Raw genomic sequence first — 18,748 nt, forward strand, 5'->3', positions numbered from 1 at the left:
GGGGAATACTGGAATCAGCCCGTAGGGTGGCCGTGTGTGGCGACTGGACAGGAAGAACGAGGATGACGACATGATGTCGGACATTCCGGACGATGACGCCCTCAACCCGCAGAACACCACGTCACCGCACGCGATCAGCCTCGGTGACCCTGCTCTCGTGGCCGGCAACATCGCCGAACCCGTGTGGCACAGGTGGCGTGAGGAGATCGCGACCCTCGGCGGCGCATCCCCTCTGCTGCACTTCGAGGACAGCCCGCGGACGCGCATCGAGCTGAGCTCGACGCATCCCGGCGGCCTTCCGCAGTTCATCACCGGTCAGTCGACGCTGCTGTCGAGCCTGATCCGCGACGAACTCGCTCTGCGCACCGCGCGCGCCGCCGCCAACGCGATCACGGCCAAGGGCATCGAGCTGCGCTCGGTGCGCGGCATCGAGTCCGTCCACCTGGCGATCGGTCTCGCCCAGTGGCGCCACGGCGGGGAGGAGTACACCGCTCCGATCCTGCTGCGCCCGCTCGCGATCCGCCGCTATGGCCGCGACTTCGAACTCAAGCTCAAGGGCCAGCCGTACCTCAACCCCGAGCTGGCGCGTGCTCTCGCCGAGCAGTTCCAGATCACCCTCGACGCCGACGCGTTCGTCGCGCTCGCGCTCACCAACGGCGTGTTCAAGCCGCAGCCCGTGATCGACCGCCTGCGCGGACTGACATCGCACCTGCCCTGGTTCAACGTGCAGCCGCGCCTCGTCGTGTCGTCGTTCGCCGATGTGGCGACCGCCATGCGGGCCGAGGCGGAAGACCTCGACAACGTGGTCCTGGATGCGCTGGCCGGCAACCCGTCCGCCCGCCGCACGGTCGAGAGTGCCTTCAACCCGGTGCAGCCCGTTCGTCAGGATGAGCGCCCTCCCGCCACGGACACGCTGCTGCTGGATGCGGACGAGGAGCAGGAGAACGTCGTCGCCCAGATCGCGGCGGGCAACTCCATCGTCGTCAAGACGCTGCCGGGCACCGGCGGAACGCAGACCATCGTCAACGCCGTCGGAGCGCTCGTCGCCCAGCACAAGCGCGTGCTCGTCGTGACCCCGCGCCGGTCGAGCATCGAGGACATCACGCACCGGCTCACCCAGGTGGGGCTGCCCGGCCTCGCCGTGACGCCGCGCACCCTCCGCCGCGACGTGATCCAGTCGATCGGCCGCAACGAAAAGGCCACGCAGCCGAAGGTCACCGACGTCGACGAGGCGCTCGTGCGCCTCCGCAAGGTGCTGCTCGACTACCGCTCTGCGCTCACCCGCCGCGATCCCGTGCTGAAGGTGTCCGTGCTGGATGCGCTCGGCGAGCTGTCCCGCCTCTCGCTGCTGCCCACCCCGCCGTCCACGACGGCGCGGCTGGACCGCGCATCCATCGAGTTGCTGGCGAACGACAGGCCGGCCGCCGCCGACGCGCTCATCCGCGCGGCCAGGCTCGGCGAGTTCCGCTACGGCCCGAACGACTCGCCCTGGTACGGCGCATCCTTCGGCACGACGGCCGAGGGCAACGCGGCGCACGAGCTGGCGAAGAAACTCAACCGCTCCGAACTGCCCCGCCTGCTCGAACGCGCGAAGTCGCTGATCGGCCAGACCAGGATGCGGCCGTTCGAGTCCATCGCGGAGCTCGGCGTCTACCTGCGCCTCCTGATGGATGTGCGCGAGACGCTCGACAAGTTCCAGCCGGCCGTCTACGACCGCTCGATCGCCGAACTCATCGCCGCGACGGCGACGCGCCGCGAGTCGCCGACCATGTCCGGCGCCAACCGCCGCCGCCTGCGCAAGCTGGCGCTCGAATACGTGCGCCCCGGCGTGCACGTCACCGACCTCAACGAGAGCCTGCGGCGCATCCAGCAGCAGCGCATCCTGTGGCAGCGGTTCGCCGCCGCCGGCGTGGTGCCGGAGGTGCCGGTGGGCATCGCCGACGTGCAGGTCGCGTACCAGCGCGTCGCGGAAGACCTCGCACGGCTCGACATCCCGCTGCGCCGCACGGGGACGCCGTTCTCTCTGTCCGTGCTCCCCGTCGACGAGCTGACCAGGCAGATCGCCGGGCTCGCCGCGGAGTCGGAGGTGCTCGCCAACCTGCAGGAGCGCACGGCGCTCCTCACCGAGCTGCGCGAGCGGAAGCTCGACCCGCTGCTCTCCGACCTGTCGCTGCGGCACGTGCCGGAGACTCAGGTGTCCGCTGAGCTCGAACTGGCCTGGTGGCAGTCGGTGCTGGAGACGCTGCTCGCCTCCGACCGCGCCCTGCTCAACGGCAACACCGGTGTGCTCGACCGCCTCGAAGCCGACTTCCGCCTGGTCGACGAGGCGCACGCCTCCGCCACCGGGCAGCAGCTCGCGTGGATGCTCGCAGAGACCTGGAAGATCGGCATCGTCGACTGGCCGGAGGAAGCTGCGGCGCTCAAGAAACTGCTGAAGAGCGACAAGACCACGGCGGCGACCCTCAACGAGGTCGCGCCGCACCTGGCACGCCCGCTCGCGCCGGTGTGGCTGGTGTCGCCGTACGAGGTGACCTCGATCAGCCAGGATGTCGCGTTCGACGCCGTCCTGCTCGTCGACGCCGGTGCATCCATGCTGTCGGAGAACGTGCCGGTCATCCGCCGTGCCCGCCAGATCGTGGCGTTCGGCGACCCGGTGACGCAGACGCCGTCTCCGTTCGACATCGGCGCGCACGAATACGGCACGACGGTCGACCAGGTGGACGTGGATGCCGCGCACGCGGGCTCGGCGCTGGCCCAGCTGTCCGAACTGCTCCCGGTCTACACACTCACCCGCAGCTACCGCGCGGGCGGGGAAGACCTCGCCGACCTCGTCAACCGCCGCTTCTACGGCGGGATGATCGACTCGCTGCCCTGGGCGGGAACCTACCTCGGCCACGGTAGCCTCACCCTCAACTACGTCACCGGCGGCCAGGGGATGCCGGACAGCGACACCGGAGCCGTGGAGAGCACGGACGCCGAAGTGTCGAAGGTGGTCGAGCTGGTGCTCGAGCACGCCACGGAGCGTCCCCGCGAATCCCTGATGGTGATCACGGCGAGCGAGCGGCACGCCGTGCGCGTCAACCAGGCCGTGCTGGCCGCGTTCGCCAAGCGCACGGAACTGGCCGACTTCATCCTGAAAGACAGGGCGGAGCCGTTCACGGTGGTCACGCTGGAGCAGTCGGTGGCGCAGAGCCGCGACCGCGTCATCTTCTCCATCGGATACGGCCGCACCCCGCACGGGCGCCTGCTCTCCAACTTCGGGGCCCTCGCGGAGCCGGGAGGGGAGCGTCTGCTCGCCGTCGGCATGACCCGCGCCCGCCGCGGCATGGACATCGTCTCCTGCTTCAAGCCGGAAGACATCGACGAGACCAGGATGCGCCACGGCATGGCCGCGCTCGCCCAGGTGCTCGGCGAGGCCGACCAGATCCAGGCGGCGACCGCCCAGTACCTCAGCCACGACGCGGACCCGATGGTGCTCGACCTCGCCAAACGCCTCACCAGGCGGGGGCTGGATGTGCAGCTCGGCTACCGCGGCAAGCTCGCGCTCGTCGCCTCCCACGCCGGACGCGCGGTCGCGGTCGAGACCGACGACGACGTCAACAAGGGCAGCCTCCGCGAATCCCTGCGCCTGCGCCCCGACGTGCTCCGCCGCCTCGGCTGGCACTACCTCCGCGTGCACAGCTTCGAACTGTTCGCCGACCCGGACGCGGTCGCGTCCCGGATCGCCCGGCTGATCGGCATCACCGAGCCGGACACGCAGACGGCCCCGATCTCGATCCCGGTGCAGCAGGGCTAGGTTTCGTCCGGGTAAGGTCGCTGCGACCGCAGCGGAACGTTCATCCCGTCAGGCCTAGCATCATTCTCGGGTACCATAGTTCATATGCCAGATATCGAGCAGGCTGACTATGAGCGAATGTTCGAGGAGTGGGACGCGTCGGAAGACAAAGCGGTGTGGGAGCACACTCACGCCGATTGCCTGCGCTAGCCACAGGAGGTCCCGGATTAGCGCGAGTTGGTTGCCGCTTTTCGCGGTCTAGACGTGGCGAGGGCGGTGTTCGATCGCGGCTACCCTGGGAGGGTGAGCGAGACGGGCAGGCGGAAGCATCGGCGGGTGCAGGTGGGTGCCGCGCCCGGGACCGATCCTGAGCCGCAGAGCGGGCAGGCCGGCGGGCCGCAGCGCGCGTCGGAGGACACCGACCGGGCGTGGAACGACCGGGGGGACAGCAACGACGAGCGGCTGCGGCAGGACGTTCCGCCGCACTGGTGACGCGCGCTACTCGGCGTGCTTTCCCGATGCGGACGGCGGGGCGGCCTGGGTCTGCAGCAGGTCGCGGATCTCGGTGAGCAGGTCGAGCTCGGTGATTGGGGCATCCGGTTCGACGACGCCCTGGTTGCGGAGCTTCTGCGCGCGGTTCTTCGCGAGGTTGATCGGGTAGACGAAGACGAAGTAGACGACGACCGCGATGATCAGGAACTGGATGATCGCGCCAAGCACCGCACCGAACTTGATCTGCGCGTCGCCGATGGTGAGGACCAGCGCATTGGTCAGATCGCTCGTCTTCGCGAACGCCCCGATGATCGGGTTGAAGATGTTCGTGACGATCGAGTTCACCACGGCCGTGAACGCAGCGCCGATGACGACCGCGACGGCCAGGTCGATCACGTTCCCGCGGAGGATGAACTCCTTGAATCCTTTGAGCATGGCCGGTTCCTTTCGAAAGGCTGGTGGTGCAGGGATCGAGGGGGACTAGCTGGACGACGTGGAGGCGGCCGGAGCGCTGGACGAGCCGGACCCGGAGGACGAGCCGGAACCGGACGAGGACGACCCGGAAGAAGAGGAACCGGACGACGACGAACCGGATCCCGCCGACGACGACCCCGGCCCCGTGCTGGAGCTCTTCGTCCCGCGCGAGTCCGTGCGGTAGAACCCGGACCCGTTGAACGTCACGCCGACCGTGCCGAACACCTTGCGCAGGCTGCCGCCGCAGGTGGGGCAGACGGTGAGCGCATCGTCGGTGAACGCCTGCTGGATGTCGAAGGCGGTCCCGCAGTCGCGGCACGAGTACGAATAGGTGGGCATTGTGTCAGGCTCCGGGATGGTCGGGGTGTCGGGCGGGTTCGCCCGGTGCTGCTGTCACGAGAACTGGACGATCCTGGTCGGGGTGACCGCGCCATCGACCGGTTGGTCGTGTCGTTCGCGGGGCACCTCGTCGACCAGCTCGGCGTCGAACAGCACAGCGTACACCGGGGGACATTTTTCCATGCTGCCGAGGGTCTTGTCGAAATAGCCTCTGCCCCAGCCCATCCGCATCCCGGATGCGTCGACGGCGGCGGCGGGGATCACGATCAGGTCCACGTCGTTGATGGCGATCGGGCCGAGCAGCTCTCCGACGGCCTCCGGCATCCCGAACAGGCCTTCCGTCTCCGTCTCGCCGTCGCCGGTCGTCCAGTCGAGCAGACCGTCCTCCCGCGAGATGGGGAGCAGCACCCGGATGCCCTGGGCGTGCATCCAGTTGAGGAACGGGCGGGTGTCCGGCTCGATCGGCGTGGACAGGTAGCAGGCGACGGAGCGTGCGGAGAGGTCGGTCGCGAGGTCGGTGAGGTTGCGGGTGATCCCCGCGGTCGCTGCAGCACGCTCGGTGCTGGTGAGGTTCTGTCGTCGTTCACGCAGTTCGGCGCGCAGTGCGCGCTTGCGATGGGCGGCAGTATCCGAATCCATAAGGGCAATCCTAAGAGATTGCATCCGGGGGTGCCGCGAATTGCCGATACCCTGAGCAGATGGCAACGCACGTCACTAAAGCAGTCATTCCAGCTGCGGGCCTCGGCACCCGCTTCCTTCCGGCCACCAAGGCCATGCCGAAGGAGATGCTCCCCGTCGTCGACAAGCCCGCCATCCAGTACGTGGTCGAGGAGGCGGTGGATGCGGGGCTCCACGATGTCCTGATGATCACCGGGCGCAACAAGAACGCGCTCGAGAACCACTTCGACCGCAACGCGGAGCTGGAGGAGACCCTCACCAGGAAGGGCGACACCGACCGCCTCGAGAAGGTCAACTACTCCACGGCTCTCGCCGACATGCACTACGTCCGTCAGGGTGACCCCAAGGGCCTCGGCCACGCCGTGCTGCGCGCGAAGATGCACGTGGGCCGCGAACCGTTCGCCGTGCTCCTCGGCGACGACATCATCGACTCGCGCGACGAACTGCTGTCCAGGATGCTCGAGGTGCAGCAGGAACGGAACACCACCGTCGTCGCGCTGCTCGAGGTCGACCCGAGCCAGATCCACCTGTACGGCGCCGCCGCCGTGGAGGAGACAGAGGACGACGACGTGGTGCGGATCACCGGCCTCGTCGAGAAGCCGGACCGCGAGCACGCGCCGTCGAACTACGCGATCATCGGACGCTACGTGCTGCGCCCGGAGGTCTTCGACGTGCTGGAGAAGACGGAGCCGGGCAAGGGTGGCGAGATCCAGCTGACGGATGCGCTGCAGTCGATGGCACAGGCGCCGGACTGGACGGGCGGCGTCTACGGCGTCGTCTTCCGCGGCCGCCGCTACGACACCGGCGACCGTCTCGACTACATCAAGGCGATCGTGCAGCTCGCGTCCGACCGTGAAGACCTCGGACCGGACCTGCGCCCGTGGCTGCGCGAGTTCGCGGCAGGCCTCGACGACGAGCCGGACGAGGTCCTGCCCGAGATGCCCGCCGAGCCCGCTGAGCCGCTGGAGTCCGCAGAGCCGGCGGAGTCCGTCGCCGACGCGGCCCGCTAGCCACACCGAGAAGGAGAGGTCCGTGGCGATCGTCGTACCGTCACTCAGCGAGGGTAAGGTCGGCCTCCGGCCCATCCGGCTCCGCGACGCCCGCGGTCTGGAGCGTTCCCTGCTCGACAACCGCAGCTGGCTGCGCCAGTGGGAAGCGACCAGCCCGTATGCGCCGATGTCGTTCGACACGCGGTCGAGCATCCGGTCGTTGCTCGCGAACGCGCGCGCAGGGCACGGGCTGCCGTTCATCGTCGAGTACGACGGGCAGCTCGCCGGTCAGCTCAACGTGTCGTCGATCACCTACGGTTCGCTGTCGAGTGCGACGATCGGCTACTGGGTGTCCGAGGAGTTCGCCGGTCGCAACATCACGCCGACGGCGGTCGCGCTCGCCACGGACTACTGCTTCTACCAGCTGGGCCTGCACAGGATGGAGATCTGCATCCGCCCGGAGAACGGCCCGAGCCTGCGCGTGGTCGAGAAGCTCGGCTTTCGCTACGAGGGGCTGCGCCGCCGATACATCCACATCAACGGCGACTGGCGCGACCACTTCTGCTTCGGCCTGGTCACCGAGGAGCTGACCCAGGGCGTGCTGCGCCGCTGGCTCGACGGCAACGCCCCACTGGATGCGGCGAGCATCCCGGCCGAGGACAGGGCGGCCGCGGCGATCCCGCTGCCGATCGCCCGCCAGCGCTGACCGAACCCTGCCAGCGCTGACCGAACGCTGCATCGGGCCTGAAAGAACTCTCCATCGCGAACACACCCGGCGCGCTGCCGGGGCGCCGGACGCGCGGCCCCCTACCGTAGAGGCATGACTGGGGACGTGATGGGCGGTGGGGTGGTCGTAGCCATCGCCGCTGCGCTGTGGCTGGCCTATCTCATCCCGGTGTGGCTGCGCAGGCGAGAGTACCTGGCGACGGAACGCAACGCGGTGAGGCTGCAGCAGACGCTGCGCATCCTCGCGGAGACGAGCGAGGTGCCGGAGCAGGTGCGCATGGAGGCGACGGCCCGCACCGTCGCCGAGCAGCAGCGCATCCTGAAGCGTGCAGAGCAGAAGAAGCTCGCCGAGGCGCGCGCCGCCGCCGCTGCGCACGCTCGCCGCGAGCAGGCCATCGCCGAGGAGGAGCGCCGCATCGCCGAAGAGGCGGAGGCTGCAGCCTCGCAAGCCATCGCCCTCGAACGTGCGGCCCGCGCCGCCGCCGCCCAGCGCGCCCGCGTGCTCGCAGTGGCCACCGCCGTGCCGAAACTGTCCCCGCAGCGCCGCCGTCGTCTGCGCCGCTCCCGCGGGCTGAGCACGCTGGTGCTCGTCGCGTCCGTGATCGGCGGCATCGTCGGAACCGCCACGCTGGTCTCCACCGGCGCCTGGCTCACCCTCGCGGTGTCCGCCGTGGTCGGCCTCCTGGCCATCGGGATGCTCGTCCGTCTCGCCGGCGCAGAGAACTCCGCGACCGCCTCGGCCGCGGTCCCGCTGGCCGCCCCGATCGCGCCCGCGCTCTACGACGACGCCCAGCACGACGTGCAGGAGGTCAGGGCTCCCCGCCAGGAGAGCTGGACGCCCCGCCCGCTGCCGAAGCCGCTGCACCTGTCCCGCGGCACCATCGCGGCCACCGCGATGGCGTCGATCGACGCGGCCACCGAACTCCGCCGGTCCGCCGCGCGGGCCGAGGTGGAGCGCAAGGCGGGGGAGCGCGTGCCTGCGCCGACGCCGCTGCGCCCGGTGGCTGTCGCACCCGCTGCTGCGCCTGCCGTGGCCGCTGCGCCTGTCGCCATCGCGCCCGTGCAGGAGCCGAGCCGCTACGCCAGCATGGGCCTCCTCGACGACCTCGACACCAACGCGATCGACCTCGACGCCGTCCTCCGCAGGCGACGCGCCGCGAGCTAGCCCGATTCGATTTCGACCCCGCGGGGTGCTATCGTTTCAGAGCAGTTCACGGGGCTATGGCGCAGTTGGTAGCGCGCTTCGTTCGCATCGAAGAGGTCAGGAGTTCGAATCTCCTTAGCTCCACCGGAACAGCGAGGGCCGCACTTCATCGAAGTGCGGCCCTTCTGCTTTTCCTGCACCGTGTCGCGCGCCTTCTCCCCGCCGCTCACACCACCAGCAGCACCGCCAGCACCACCATCAGCACCGCGATCGCACCGTCCAGGATGCGCCACGCCAGCGGCCGCGCGAAGACCGGGGCGAGGTAGCGGGCTCCGAAGCCGAGCATCCCGAACCAGAGGATGCTGGCGGTGACGGCGCCCGCGCCGAACACCCAGCGGCCCGGGTCGCCGTGGGAGGCGCTGAGTGAGCCGAGGAGCAGGACCGTGTCGAGGTAGACGTGCGGGTTCAGCCAGGTGAGGGCGAGACAGGTTCCGACCGCCGCGAGCAGGGTGGTGGAGGTCGCGGGGGCGCCGTTCGGGTCGAGGCGCTCGGGGCGCAGCGCGCGGCGGGCGGCGAAGACGGCGTAGAGCAGTAGGAAGGCGAAGCCTGCCCAGCGGATGATCTCAAGCGCGACGGGTGCCGAGCGGATGATCGCGCCGATCCCTGCGACGCCGGCGGCGATCAGGACGGCGTCGCTGGCGATGCAGATCAGCACGATCGGCAGCACGTGCTCGCGCCGCAGTCCCTGGCGCAGCACGTATGCGTTCTGCGCGCCGATCGCGATGATGAGGGAGGCGCCCGCGCCGAGGCCGGTGACGAAGATGGCGAGGGAGGAGGCGGGGGTCACAGGTTCGAGACTAGGCAGCGGAGTAGCTTCAGGGAAGCTAATGATTCTTACGAACCATTAGCATGGCTGATGATGGATGCCAGCACCGATCAGCTCCGCACGCTGGCCGCGGTCATCGACCACGGCACCTTCGACCGCGCCGCCGCCGCGCTGCACATCACCCCGTCCGCCGTCAGCCAGCGGATGCGCGCCCTCGAATCGCAGACCGGCCGCGTGCTCGTGCGGCGCAGCAAGCCGATCGAGCCGACCGCCGCCGGGCGCATCCTGCTCACGCTGGCCAGGCAGGTCGCGCTGCTCGAGAGCGAGGCGGTGGATGCGCTCGGCGCCGACGAGGCGGGCACGGGCGAGACGGGCGCGGGCTCGGGCGGCGCCGGAGTCGCCCCGCGCATCCCGCTGGTGGTGAACGCCGACTCGCTGGCCACCTGGGTGCTGCCTGCGCTGGCCGAGGTGCACGGTGTCGCGTTCGACATCGTGCTGGACGACCAGGAGCACACCCTCGACCGGCTGCGCGACGGCACGGCGATGGCCGCGATCAGCTCCGACAGCGAGCCGGTGCAGGGCTGCACCGTCACGCGACTCGGCGCGATGCGCTACCGGGCGGCGGCGAGCCCGGCGTTCGTCGCGCGGTGGCTGCCGGACGGCTGGACGCCCTCCGCGATGGCGGTAGCGCCGATGCTGGTGTTCGACAGGAAGGATGCGCTGCAGGACAGATACCTGGCCGCCCGGGCGCCGGACGCGCATCCATCCCGGCACTACGTCCCCGCCTCGGCCGAGTTCGTCCGGGCGGCGGAGCTGGGGCTCGGCTGGGGGATGCTCCCCGACCTGCAGACGGCGGAGCAGCTGGCCGACGGGCGCCTCGTGGTGCTCGACGCCGCGCCGCTCGACGTTCCGCTGTACTGGCACCAGTGGTCGCTGCAGTCGACCACGCTCGCCGCCGTCGCCTCGACGCTCGCGGCCGCGGCGCAGACGGCGCTGCGCTGACGCCGACCGGAAGCGCGAGTCGGCCAGAGGCAGGTCACCCTACGCCGTCGCGCGCACGACCTGAAAGAACGTGCGCATGTCGGCGGCCACCAGCTCGGGGGTCTGCTTCGCCGTGAAGTGCCCACCGGTGGGCAGGTCGTTCCAGAACCGGATGTCGGTGTACGTGCGCTCGGCGTAGCTGCGCGGGAAGCCGCGCTCCCCGTACTGGATGGACACCCCGACCGGAACGTGGATGCGCGGCATCGGGGTTTCCTGCGCGTCGTCGAAGTATGCGCGGAACGAGGTGCCGATCGTTCCGGTGAACCAGTAGAGCGCGATCGTGGTGAGCAGCTCGTCGGTGGTCCACCAGGTGTGCAGGTCGTCCGACCCGCTCCACTCGCGGAACTTCTCCAGCAGCCAGGCCGCGAGCCCGGCGGGGGAGTCCGTCAGGCCGACCGCGAGGGTGTCCGGCCTGGTCGACTGCTGGGCCGAGTACGCGCTGGCCCTCGCCCACTTGTCGCCCAGCCAGGTGACGAAGGCCTGCTCGTCGTCGGTGAGGTCTGCTGCGCGCTCCTTCGGCGGGAACGCGGCGTGCGTGGCGAACAGGCCGAGCACCGACTCCGGATGCAGGGCGGCGAGGCGGTCGCTGGTCCAGGTGCCGACGTCTTCTCCGTATGTGGCGTAGCGCTGGTAGCCGAGCACGTCGGTCATCAGCGTGTGCCAGCGCTCTGCGACGGCGGTCGAGACGAACGGCTCGGCCAGCGGCTCGGAGAACCCGAACCCCGGCAGCGACGGCACGACCACGTCGAAGGTCTGCCCCGAACCGTCGTCGCGGCTCAGCAGCTCGGCGAGCGGCAGCATCTCGATGAACGAGTACGGCCAGCCGTGGCTCAGCACGATCGGGATGGGGTCTTCCGCTCCGGATCGACGCTGCCCGCGCAGGTGCGCGAAGTGCACGACGTCACCGCCGATCACGGAGGTGAACTGCGGGATCGCGTTCAGGCGCGCTTCCGCCGCGCGCCAGTCGTAGTCGTCGCGCCACGTGTCCAGGAGCGTGCGGAGGGTCGGCAGGTCGACGCCCGCCGCCCACGGCGCCGCCGGCGTCTGCACGGGGTAGCGGGTGCGGGAGAGTCGCGAGCGCAGGTCGGCGATGTCGTCGTCCGGCACGGCGATGCGGAACGGCTCTGCGGGGGTGAAGGAGACGGCTGACGAGGCGACCATCCGCCCAGCGTATTCCCGGCCACCGACACCGCCGCGGCCGCCACCGACGCCGCCACCGACGCCGCCACAGCCGCCGCTACCGCCCCGCCTCAGAGCGTCGCGAGCACCAGATCCAGTGCATCCACGAACCGGTCGGCGCTCTCACGCGTGATGCAGAGCGGCGGCTTGATCTTGAGGACGTTCTTGTGGTCGCCCGTCGGCTGCACCACGCATCCCTCCGCCAGCATCCTGTCGCAGATCGTCGCCGCCTCCTCCGTGGCCGGTTCGAGCGTCTCGCGGTCGCGCACCAGTTCGACGCCGAGGTAGAGCCCCAGCCCGTGCACAGCGCCGATCAGGGCGTGCCGGTCGCCGAGCGCGCGCAGCCGCGCAGCGAGGTGGTCGCCGACCTCCGCGGCGTTCCGTTGCAGCTCCTCGTCGCGCATGATGTCGAGCACGGTCAGCCCGACGGTCGCGCTGACCGGGCTGCCGCCCGCCGACGAGAAGAAGCTGCCCTCCGCGGCGAACGAGTCCGCGATGGCCTTCGTGGTGATCACGGCGCCGAGCGGGTGCCCGTTGCCCATCGCCTTAGCCACCGTGATGATGTCCGGCACGACGTCCTGCTGCTCCGAACCCCAGAAGTAGTGCCCGAGCCTCCCGTAGCCGACCTGCACCTCGTCCGCGATGCACACGCCCCCGCGATCCCGGATGCGCTGGTACACGCCGCGCAGGTAGCCGTCCGGCAGCATCACCCCGCCGGCGTTGCCGAACACCGGCTCCGCGATGAACCCGGCGACGGACTGGCCGGAGGCGTCCAGGGCGGCGAGGTCCGCATCCAGGTCGGCCAGGTATGCCGGGGTGGAGTCCGCGCCCCGGTGGCGCCCGCGGAAGGTGTGCGGCGACGCGACCAGCTTCACCCAGTCGGGCCGGGTCTCGAGCGCGCGGGGGTTGTCCCCGATGGACGACGACACCGCATCCGCCCCGACCGTCCAGCCGTGGTACGCCTCGGTGACCGCGAGGATGGTCCGCCGTCCGGTGTGCGTCTGCGCCAGCCGCAGCGCCAGGTCGACGGCCTCGCTGCCGCTGTTCACCAGGAACACGGTGTCGAGCGGTGCGGGCGCGAGTTCGGCGAGGCGCGACGTGAACCGGGCGAGCTCCTCGTAGTGGAACCGCGAGTTCGTGTTGAGCAGCGCCCATTGGTCGCGCACCGCTTCGACGAGCCGGGGATGCGCGTGGCCGACGGCGGTGACGTTGTTCACCATGTCGATATAGCTCTGCCCGCGCGTGTCGATCAGGTGGTGCCGCCAGCCGCGCTCGATCAGCGGCGGCTCGGCGAAGTAGTGCTCCTGCACGGCGGCGAAGGTGTCGTCGCGGCGGGCGAGGGCGAGCTGCTCATCGCTCTCCGGCGCTGCCAGGTCGGCGCCGAACAGGGCGGACGGGTCCGGCGCGATCTCCTCCCACAGCCGGCGCGGGATGGCCGGGGTGACGAACGCGGGTGGGCGGCGCCCGCGCAGGCGGCTCAGCTGCACCGTGAGGGTGACGGCCGCGCCGATGCTCTCGCCGGCCGCCACCCGTGCGGTGGTGAGCGGACGGCTCAGCCCGTCGAGCCAGAGGTCGGCGTCGCCGCCGCGCAGCCGCCACGAGCCGTCCACGAGGGCGAGTTCTCCGGGGAACGGGGCGGCGATCTCGACCCCGCCCGGCGCATCCAGTGTCACGGCCAGCGCGCGGGTCGCCGACGCGGCGCTGCGGTCGATGGTCGCCCGGGTGATCCGATGCTCGGCGTAGCGGGTGACGGCGTGGCCGTGCGCGCGGCAGACGGCGGAGAGCACCTCAGTCTCAGCGTCGTGGTCGAGCCAGCGGCCGGCGTCGAGCGCGCGCGACGTGACGGAGAGGTCGGCGAGGTGCCGCTGGTCGGTCGACAGGGGGACGAGGGGAGCTTCGACGCCCACGACGCCGGTGGATGCGCGCTCCAGCCGCCAGCGCAGCGCCGCCTCGAACTCGTCCGGATCGATCCGCCGGGCGAGGTCGAACGCCAGCCACTCGTGCGCGCGGTTCTCGTCGGCGTACCGGTTGTCGCCGTCGAGCGCGACCTGCTGCTCACCGCTGACCACGAGGACGGCCCCGCGCAGCAGCACGAGCGGCCAGAGCGCGGCCAGGTCGGCGTCGTCGAGCGGGGACTCCGCCGCGAACGCCTCTGCGACATCCAGAACGGCGAGCGGGTCGGCGGGGACGTGGTGCAGCGCGCTCGTGACGGTGGCGGCCAGTTCGCCGACCAGCCAGCCGTCCGCGACGTCGCCGAAGTCGATCACGCCGGCGCCGTCCGCACCGCCCGCCAGCACGATGTTGTCGTCCGTCACATCCCCGTGCACCGCCTGCACGCGCAGCCGCGAGCGCAGCGGTGCCAGCCGGGCGAGCGCCGCGTCGGTCGCCGCCCGCACCGTGGCGCGCTTCGCCGGGTCGGCGACATGCTCGATGAGGAGGTCGACCACCTCGCCGCCGATCCGCGCATCCCATTGCGTCGTGCGGGCGAGCCCGGGATGCCGGAGCGGCGCCAGCCCGGCGGCCACCGCTCCTGCGAGTGTGCCGAGAGTGCGCAGCTGTTCCCTGGACGGTTCGGCCACGCCGGTGAGCGGTTCGCCGTCGAGGTAGCCGAGCATCCGGACGAGCAGCGTCTCGCCGTGCAGCTCCACCGCCACCAGGTCGCCGCCGTCCCGTGCGGGCACCACCTCCGGGATGCGCAGCCCCGACCCGGCGAGCGTCGCCATCGCCGCGTTCTGGGCGTGCAGCTCATCGGCCGAGAACACCGGATTGGCGAGCTTCAGCACGTAGCGGGCGGTTCCGGAGTCGATGAGGAAGTTGCGGTCCTGCTGGCTGCCGAGCTCGGTCGCCGACCCCTGCACACCGAAGTGATCCGCCGCGATGGCGACCGCGTCGTCTGCGGTCACGTGCGGCCGGGGGAGGGACGGCTGGGCGAGGAAGTCGAAGTTGGGCACGGGGGACTCCAGGGCTCGGCGTCAGGGTGACGACAGTCTAGTGACGGCGGGCCAGCATCCAGGCAATGCACGGGTGTCCGCGCGTAGCATCAACCCCGTGAAATCCTGGAAGACTCCGCTGCTGGCGTTCGTCGTCGACGCCGCGCTCGTGCTGGTCTTCGTGCTCATCGGTCGCCGCAGTCACGCGGAGGCGGCGAGCTTCACCGGGATCGTCGACACATACTGGCCGTTCCTCGTCGGGCTGCTCGGCGGCTGGCTGGTGACCATCGCCTGGCGACGTCCGCTCGCGATCCTCTGGCCGGGCATCCCGGTCTGGCTGATGACCGTCGCACTCGGGATGCTCATCCGCACCTCGGTCGGGCAGGGCATCGAGCCGAGCTTCATCGTGGTGGCGACCATCGTGCTCGGGGTGTTCCTCGTCGGCTGGCGCCTGCTCGCGCTGCCGTTGGTCCGGCGCCGCCGCCGCGCGCTCGCGCGCTAGCGCGTAACGAGACTCCAGTAACTGCGCCGCATCCCGGGCGTTTCGCGACAGATGGGGGCATCTCGCCGCGGCTAGGCGGGGAGCAGGGCCGTTGCGATGGTGAAGATGGCGAGCCCGGCGAGCGAGCCGACCACCGTGCCGTTGATGCGGATGAACTGCAGGTCCTTGCCCACCTGCAGCTCGATCTTCTCGGTGGTCTCGCTCGGATCCCACGCCGTGACCGTGTCGCTGATGACGCTCGCGATGTCGTGCCGGTACGTCGCGACCAGGTGCACGGCGGCGTCGGTGAGCCAGGTGTTGACCTTCGCGCCGAGCTCCCGGTCGGCGGCGAGTCGGGCTCCTGCGTCGGCCAGGGCCGCCTGGGCACGCAGCCGCAGTTCGCTCTCCGGGTCGGCCAGCGCATCCACGGCCGCCGCCTTGGCCGCCTGCCAGGCCGAGCCGGCCAGCTCGCGCACCCGGGGGTCGTCGAACGCGTGCTGCTTGGCGGCCTCGAGCTTGGCGATGGTCGCCGGGTCGTGCTGCAGGCGGTCGACCAGCTCGGCGAGGTAGCCATCGATGGCGGCGCGGAGCTTGTGCTGCCGGTCCGAACGCACCTCCGCGATGAACCGACGCACCTCCGTGTACACGCGGTCGTCCACCAGCCGGTCGACGAACGACGGCAGCCAGGACGGCAGGCGGGCCGAGACCACCGCGCCGAACGCATCCGGGTTGGCGGCGATCCAGTCGTCCAGCCGGTCGATCACCAGATCGACGGCTTCGTGATGACCACCGGAGTCCAGGATGCGCGCGCCCAGCCTGCCGATCGGCGGCGCCCACTCCGGCTCGATCAGGTGCGTGCGGACGACCGCCTCGATGGCGTCCCGCATGGTCTCGTCGTCGAGCATCGTCGCCAGCCCGCGCACCGCGGTCGACGCCTCGCCGACCACCCGGCGCGCGTTCTCCGGCTTCGCCACCCAGGCGCCGAGCGCCCCGGCGATGTCGATCGAGCCGAGCTTGCCGGCGACCACCTCGTCGGAGAGGAAGTTGGTCTCCACGAACTCACCGAGGCTCGCGCCGATCTCGTCCTTGCGGTTCGGGATGATCGCCGTGTGCGGGATGCGCAGCCCGAGCGGGTGCCGGAACAGCGCCGTCACCGCGAACCAGTCGGCGAGCGCGCCGACCATGCCGCCCTCCGCCGCCGCGCGCACGTAGCCGAGCCAGGCGAACCTGCTCTGCAGCGTGAACGCCACGACGAAGATCACCGCCATCAGCACGAACAGGCCGGTGGCGATCAGCTTCATCCTGCGCAGCGCCCTCAGCCGCTCGGCGTCGGACGGGCTCAGGATGCGCGTGGCCGCTGTCACTGGACGATGTGCAGCTCGCGGCTGGTGTTGTTGAGCCTCCGCGCGCCGGTCTCGGTGGCCACGACGATGTCCTCGATGCGCACCCCGAACCGCCCAGGCAGGTAGATGCCCGGCTCGATGGAGAAGCACATCCCGGCCTCGATCGGCCGCTCCTCGCCCTCCACCATGTACGGCGGCTCGTGCGTGGTCATGCCGATGCCGTGGCCGACGCGGTGGATGAAGTACTCGCCGTATCCGGCATCCCGGATCACCGCGCGCGCCGCACGGTCGATCTCCTGGCAGGCGACGCCCACCTCGACCGCCTCGAACGCGGCCTGCTGGGCGCGCTTGACGGTCTCGAACACCGTGCGCTCCTCGTCCGTCGGCTCCCCGACGTGGACCGTGCGGGTGGTGTCCGAGCCGTAGCCGTCCATGATGCCGCCGAAGTCCAGGACGACCATGTCGCCGTGCTCGATGGTGCGGTCGCCCGCCTCATGGTGCGGGTTGGCGCCGTTCGGGCCGCTGCCGACCACGGTGAAGTCGACCTGCGAGTGGCCGTGTTCGCGCAGCAGCCTGGCGAGGTCGGCCGCCACCTCGTTCTCCGTGCGTCCCTCGAAGCGCACGGACACGATCTGCTCGAAGGTCGCGTCCGCTGCAGCTCCCGCCGCGGCGAGCCGCTCGACCTCGTCGGCGCCCTTGACGGCGCGGAGCATGGGGAGCGCGTGCGAGATCGACTCGAACCGCGCATCCGGGAGCTTCTGCTGCAGCGCGAGCAGGTGCATCGCCCAGGCGGCGTCGGAGATCGCGTATCGTCCGTCCGGCTTCAGGAGGGCGGCGGTCGGCACGTATTCGTCCGTGCCGTCCGACCAGTCGACGAAGCGCACGGCGGGGGCTGCGCGGGTGGCGGCGGCGCTGTCGTGCTCGAGGATCGGGACGATCATGGTGGGCTCGCCGTCAGCGGGGACCACCAGCATCGTGATGCGCTCGGTGGTGGCGATCGGGAGGTAGTCGGCGAAGTACGCGAGATCGGGGCCGGGCGCGATGAGCAGACCGTCGAATCCGGCGGCGGCGGCGCTCCGTGCCCCTCGCTTCAGCCGCTCGGCGTAGTCCTCGGCGGTGTTCTGCGTCATGCTGTCCCTTTCGTGGTCTCGTCGGCCGGCCCGAGCCAGGCGTTCGCGACGGTGGAGTGCGCGGACTCGTCGTCCGACGGGTGGAAGATGCCGGCGAGCACGTCGCGGTACAACCGGCCGAGCTCGTTCCCGGCGAAGTAGGTGGACCCTCCGGACACCCGGATGGCCTGGTCGACCACCTGCCTCGCGGTCTCGGTGGCGCGGACCTTCAGGCCGACGAGCTTGGGGAACCACTGCGCTCCGTGGTCGGCCTGCCGGTCCACATCCCGGGCGATCGCGTCGAGCTGCGGCAGCAGAGCATCCTGGGCGATAGCGGCGTCCGCCACCCTCCACCGGATGTCCGGGTCTGACGCGTAGCTGCGCCCGTCGTTCTTGAGGCTCGTCCTGCGGTGCGCGGCGGCGACGGCGAGGTCGAGCGCGCGGGCGCCGATGCCGGTGTACACGGCCGCGAGCAGGATCTCGAAGTTGGCGAAGATCGCGAAGACGAGCGGGTCGGGGTTGGGGCCGGGATCGAGGCGGCGGACGATCCGGTCGGCGGGGGAGGCCGCGCCGTCGAGCACGGTCGTGTTGGACTGGCTGGCGCGCATCCCGAGCGTGTTCCAGTCCTCCCGGATGCTGAAACCGCCGCCGTCGCGGTTGATGAAGCCGTAGACGATCTTCGGTGCGTCCGCGCTCGTCGTGTCGAGGCCCATCGTGCCGAGCCGCGTCCAGGCGGGGGAGAGCGAGGTGAAGATCTTGGTGCCGTGGAAGCGGTACGAGCCGTCCTGTTGCGGCCGGGCGTCGGTGGTCGAGCCGAACAGCACGAGGTCGTTGCCCGCCTCGCTCAGGCCGAACGCGAACACCTCACCGGCGCCCGCCTCGCGCAGCAGGAAGTCGAGGGAGGAGTCTCCCCGGTCGTGCAAAACCTTGGCGACGCCGGTCCAGACGAGGTGCATGTTGACCGCGAGCGCCGTGGCCGGGGCAGCGCCCGCGAGGCGCACCTGTTCCCTCGCCACGCGTTCGAGGCCGAGGCCGAGGCCGCCGAACTCGGCGGGGACCAGCGCTTTCAGGTATCGGGCCTCGACCAGTTCGGCGAAGTCGTCGGCGAAGAACGCGTTCTCGGCGTCGTAGCCGGCGGCGCGGGAGCGGATGCGCTCCAGCAGCTCGTCGCTCAGCAGGGGGATGTGCTCGGTCACGCCTTCAGCCTAGGTGAGCGTGACCG

At 70.7% G+C, this 18,748-nt stretch carries 16 protein-coding genes and 1 tRNA gene; 8 read left to right on the top strand and 9 right to left on the bottom strand.

What is annotated here, in order from left to right; translation table 11 throughout:
- The first annotated feature begins 70 nt into the window (after nucleotides 1–70).
- Together AC1ROC_RS13210 and AC1ROC_RS13215 are read left to right on the top strand one after the other, a co-directional pair.
- Complete coding sequence (locus AC1ROC_RS13210; protein WP_493000683.1) at nucleotides 71–3,796, top strand: AAA family ATPase; 3,726 nt, start codon at nucleotides 71–73, stop codon at nucleotides 3,794–3,796.
- Between the two features lie 315 nt (nucleotides 3,797–4,111).
- Nucleotides 4,112–4,267 (top strand): hypothetical protein, encoded by a 156-nt coding sequence (locus AC1ROC_RS13215; RefSeq protein ID WP_179150799.1) that lies wholly within the window; start codon nucleotides 4,112–4,114, stop codon nucleotides 4,265–4,267.
- A 6-nt stretch (nucleotides 4,268–4,273) separates the two neighbouring features.
- Here the strand turns inward: AC1ROC_RS13215 and mscL are convergent, their stop codons facing one another.
- The 3 genes from mscL to AC1ROC_RS13230 are packed head-to-tail and all read right to left on the bottom strand — an operon-like array spanning nucleotide 4,274 to nucleotide 5,719.
- On the bottom strand, nucleotides 4,274–4,702 hold the full coding sequence (gene mscL / locus AC1ROC_RS13220; RefSeq protein ID WP_085369811.1) for a large conductance mechanosensitive channel protein MscL: 429 nt from the start codon (nucleotides 4,700–4,702) through the stop codon (nucleotides 4,274–4,276).
- A gap of 45 nt (nucleotides 4,703–4,747) precedes the next feature.
- Nucleotides 4,748–5,080, bottom strand: a complete 333-nt coding sequence (locus tag AC1ROC_RS13225) for an FmdB family zinc ribbon protein (protein ID WP_493000686.1) — start codon at nucleotides 5,078–5,080, stop codon at nucleotides 4,748–4,750.
- Nucleotides 5,081–5,134: 54 nt separating this feature from the next.
- Complete coding sequence (locus AC1ROC_RS13230; RefSeq protein ID WP_085369809.1) at nucleotides 5,135–5,719, bottom strand: 5-formyltetrahydrofolate cyclo-ligase; 585 nt, start codon at nucleotides 5,717–5,719, stop codon at nucleotides 5,135–5,137.
- A gap of 59 nt (nucleotides 5,720–5,778) precedes the next feature.
- Here AC1ROC_RS13230 and galU point away from each other — a divergent pair, with 59 nt between their 5' ends.
- The 4 genes from galU to AC1ROC_RS13250 all read left to right on the top strand — a co-directional run bounded on the left by galU (nucleotide 5,779) and on the right by AC1ROC_RS13250 (nucleotide 8,761).
- Nucleotides 5,779–6,768 carry a UTP--glucose-1-phosphate uridylyltransferase GalU gene (gene galU / locus AC1ROC_RS13235; RefSeq protein ID WP_085369808.1) on the top strand — a complete coding sequence of 330 codons (990 nt, stop codon included), beginning with the start codon at nucleotides 5,779–5,781 and terminating at the stop codon, nucleotides 6,766–6,768.
- 22 nt (nucleotides 6,769–6,790) lie between these two features.
- Complete coding sequence (locus AC1ROC_RS13240; protein WP_085369807.1) at nucleotides 6,791–7,453, top strand: GNAT family N-acetyltransferase; 663 nt, start codon at nucleotides 6,791–6,793, stop codon at nucleotides 7,451–7,453.
- A gap of 114 nt (nucleotides 7,454–7,567) precedes the next feature.
- On the top strand, nucleotides 7,568–8,638 hold the full coding sequence (locus AC1ROC_RS13245; RefSeq protein WP_493000689.1) for a hypothetical protein: 1,071 nt from the start codon (nucleotides 7,568–7,570) through the stop codon (nucleotides 8,636–8,638).
- Nucleotides 8,639–8,688: 50 nt separating this feature from the next.
- Nucleotides 8,689–8,761, top strand: a tRNA-Ala gene (locus AC1ROC_RS13250).
- 82 nt (nucleotides 8,762–8,843) lie between these two features.
- On the opposite strand, the gene AC1ROC_RS13255 is transcribed toward AC1ROC_RS13250, so the two are convergent.
- The gene (locus AC1ROC_RS13255) at nucleotides 8,844–9,464 is read right to left on the bottom strand and encodes a LysE/ArgO family amino acid transporter (protein WP_493000691.1); all 621 of its coding nucleotides are present in this window, start codon (nucleotides 9,462–9,464) and stop codon (nucleotides 8,844–8,846) included.
- Between the two features lie 69 nt (nucleotides 9,465–9,533).
- On the opposite strand from AC1ROC_RS13255, the gene AC1ROC_RS13260 reads away from it, so the two are divergent.
- On the top strand, nucleotides 9,534–10,445 hold the full coding sequence (locus AC1ROC_RS13260) for a LysR family transcriptional regulator ArgP (protein WP_493000693.1): 912 nt from the start codon (nucleotides 9,534–9,536) through the stop codon (nucleotides 10,443–10,445).
- Nucleotides 10,446–10,484: 39 nt separating this feature from the next.
- Here the strand turns inward: AC1ROC_RS13260 and AC1ROC_RS13265 are convergent, their stop codons facing one another.
- Together AC1ROC_RS13265 and AC1ROC_RS13270 are read right to left on the bottom strand one after the other, a co-directional pair.
- Nucleotides 10,485–11,645 carry an epoxide hydrolase family protein gene (locus tag AC1ROC_RS13265; protein ID WP_493000695.1) on the bottom strand — a complete coding sequence of 387 codons (1,161 nt, stop codon included), beginning with the start codon at nucleotides 11,643–11,645 and terminating at the stop codon, nucleotides 10,485–10,487.
- An 89-nt stretch (nucleotides 11,646–11,734) separates the two neighbouring features.
- Nucleotides 11,735–14,614, bottom strand: a complete 2,880-nt coding sequence (locus AC1ROC_RS13270) for an aminotransferase (protein WP_085369802.1) — start codon at nucleotides 14,612–14,614, stop codon at nucleotides 11,735–11,737.
- 97 nt (nucleotides 14,615–14,711) lie between these two features.
- On the opposite strand from AC1ROC_RS13270, the gene AC1ROC_RS13275 reads away from it, so the two are divergent.
- A complete protein-coding gene (locus tag AC1ROC_RS13275; RefSeq protein ID WP_256921998.1) occupies nucleotides 14,712–15,095 on the top strand; it encodes a DUF3054 domain-containing protein in 384 nt (127 codons plus the stop codon).
- Between the two features lie 71 nt (nucleotides 15,096–15,166).
- Here AC1ROC_RS13275 and AC1ROC_RS13280 read toward each other — a convergent pair whose 3' ends face one another.
- The 3 genes from AC1ROC_RS13280 to AC1ROC_RS13290 are packed head-to-tail and all read right to left on the bottom strand — an operon-like array spanning nucleotide 15,167 to nucleotide 18,722.
- Nucleotides 15,167–16,438 carry a DUF445 domain-containing protein gene (locus tag AC1ROC_RS13280; RefSeq protein WP_085369801.1) on the bottom strand — a complete coding sequence of 424 codons (1,272 nt, stop codon included), beginning with the start codon at nucleotides 16,436–16,438 and terminating at the stop codon, nucleotides 15,167–15,169.
- Entirely contained in the window at nucleotides 16,435–17,547 is a 1,113-nt protein-coding gene (locus tag AC1ROC_RS13285) for an aminopeptidase P family protein (RefSeq protein ID WP_085369800.1), read from the bottom strand. The genes AC1ROC_RS13280 and AC1ROC_RS13285 overlap by 4 nt, the downstream gene beginning before the upstream one ends.
- Nucleotides 17,544–18,722: an acyl-CoA dehydrogenase family protein gene (locus AC1ROC_RS13290; RefSeq protein ID WP_085369799.1), complete on the bottom strand. Its 1,179-nt coding sequence runs from the start codon at nucleotides 18,720–18,722 to the stop codon at nucleotides 17,544–17,546. Before AC1ROC_RS13290 ends, AC1ROC_RS13285 begins: the two co-directional genes overlap by 4 nt.
- Nucleotides 18,723–18,748: the final 26 nt, after the last annotated feature.

It is taken from the genome of Leifsonia sp. GW821-FHT13C05 (genome assembly GCF_058806515.1).

Coding starts and splice junctions, on each gene's coding strand:
- mscL (WP_085369811.1), bottom strand. CDS start 4,702: ATGCTCAAAGGATTCAAGGAGTTCATCCTCCGCGGGAACGTGATCGAC.
- AC1ROC_RS13230 (WP_085369809.1), bottom strand. CDS start 5,719: ATGGATTCGGATACTGCCGCCCATCGCAAGCGCGCACTGCGCGCCGAA.
- AC1ROC_RS13245 (WP_493000689.1), top strand. CDS start 7,568: ATGACTGGGGACGTGATGGGCGGTGGGGTGGTCGTAGCCATCGCCGCT.
- AC1ROC_RS13225 (WP_493000686.1), bottom strand. CDS start 5,080: ATGCCCACCTATTCGTACTCGTGCCGCGACTGCGGGACCGCCTTCGAC.
- galU (WP_085369808.1), top strand. CDS start 5,779: ATGGCAACGCACGTCACTAAAGCAGTCATTCCAGCTGCGGGCCTCGGC.
- AC1ROC_RS13210 (WP_493000683.1), top strand. CDS start 71: ATGATGTCGGACATTCCGGACGATGACGCCCTCAACCCGCAGAACACC.
- AC1ROC_RS13265 (WP_493000695.1), bottom strand. CDS start 11,645: ATGGTCGCCTCGTCAGCCGTCTCCTTCACCCCCGCAGAGCCGTTCCGC.
- AC1ROC_RS13285 (WP_085369800.1), bottom strand. CDS start 17,547: ATGACGCAGAACACCGCCGAGGACTACGCCGAGCGGCTGAAGCGAGGG.
- AC1ROC_RS13260 (WP_493000693.1), top strand. CDS start 9,534: ATGATGGATGCCAGCACCGATCAGCTCCGCACGCTGGCCGCGGTCATC.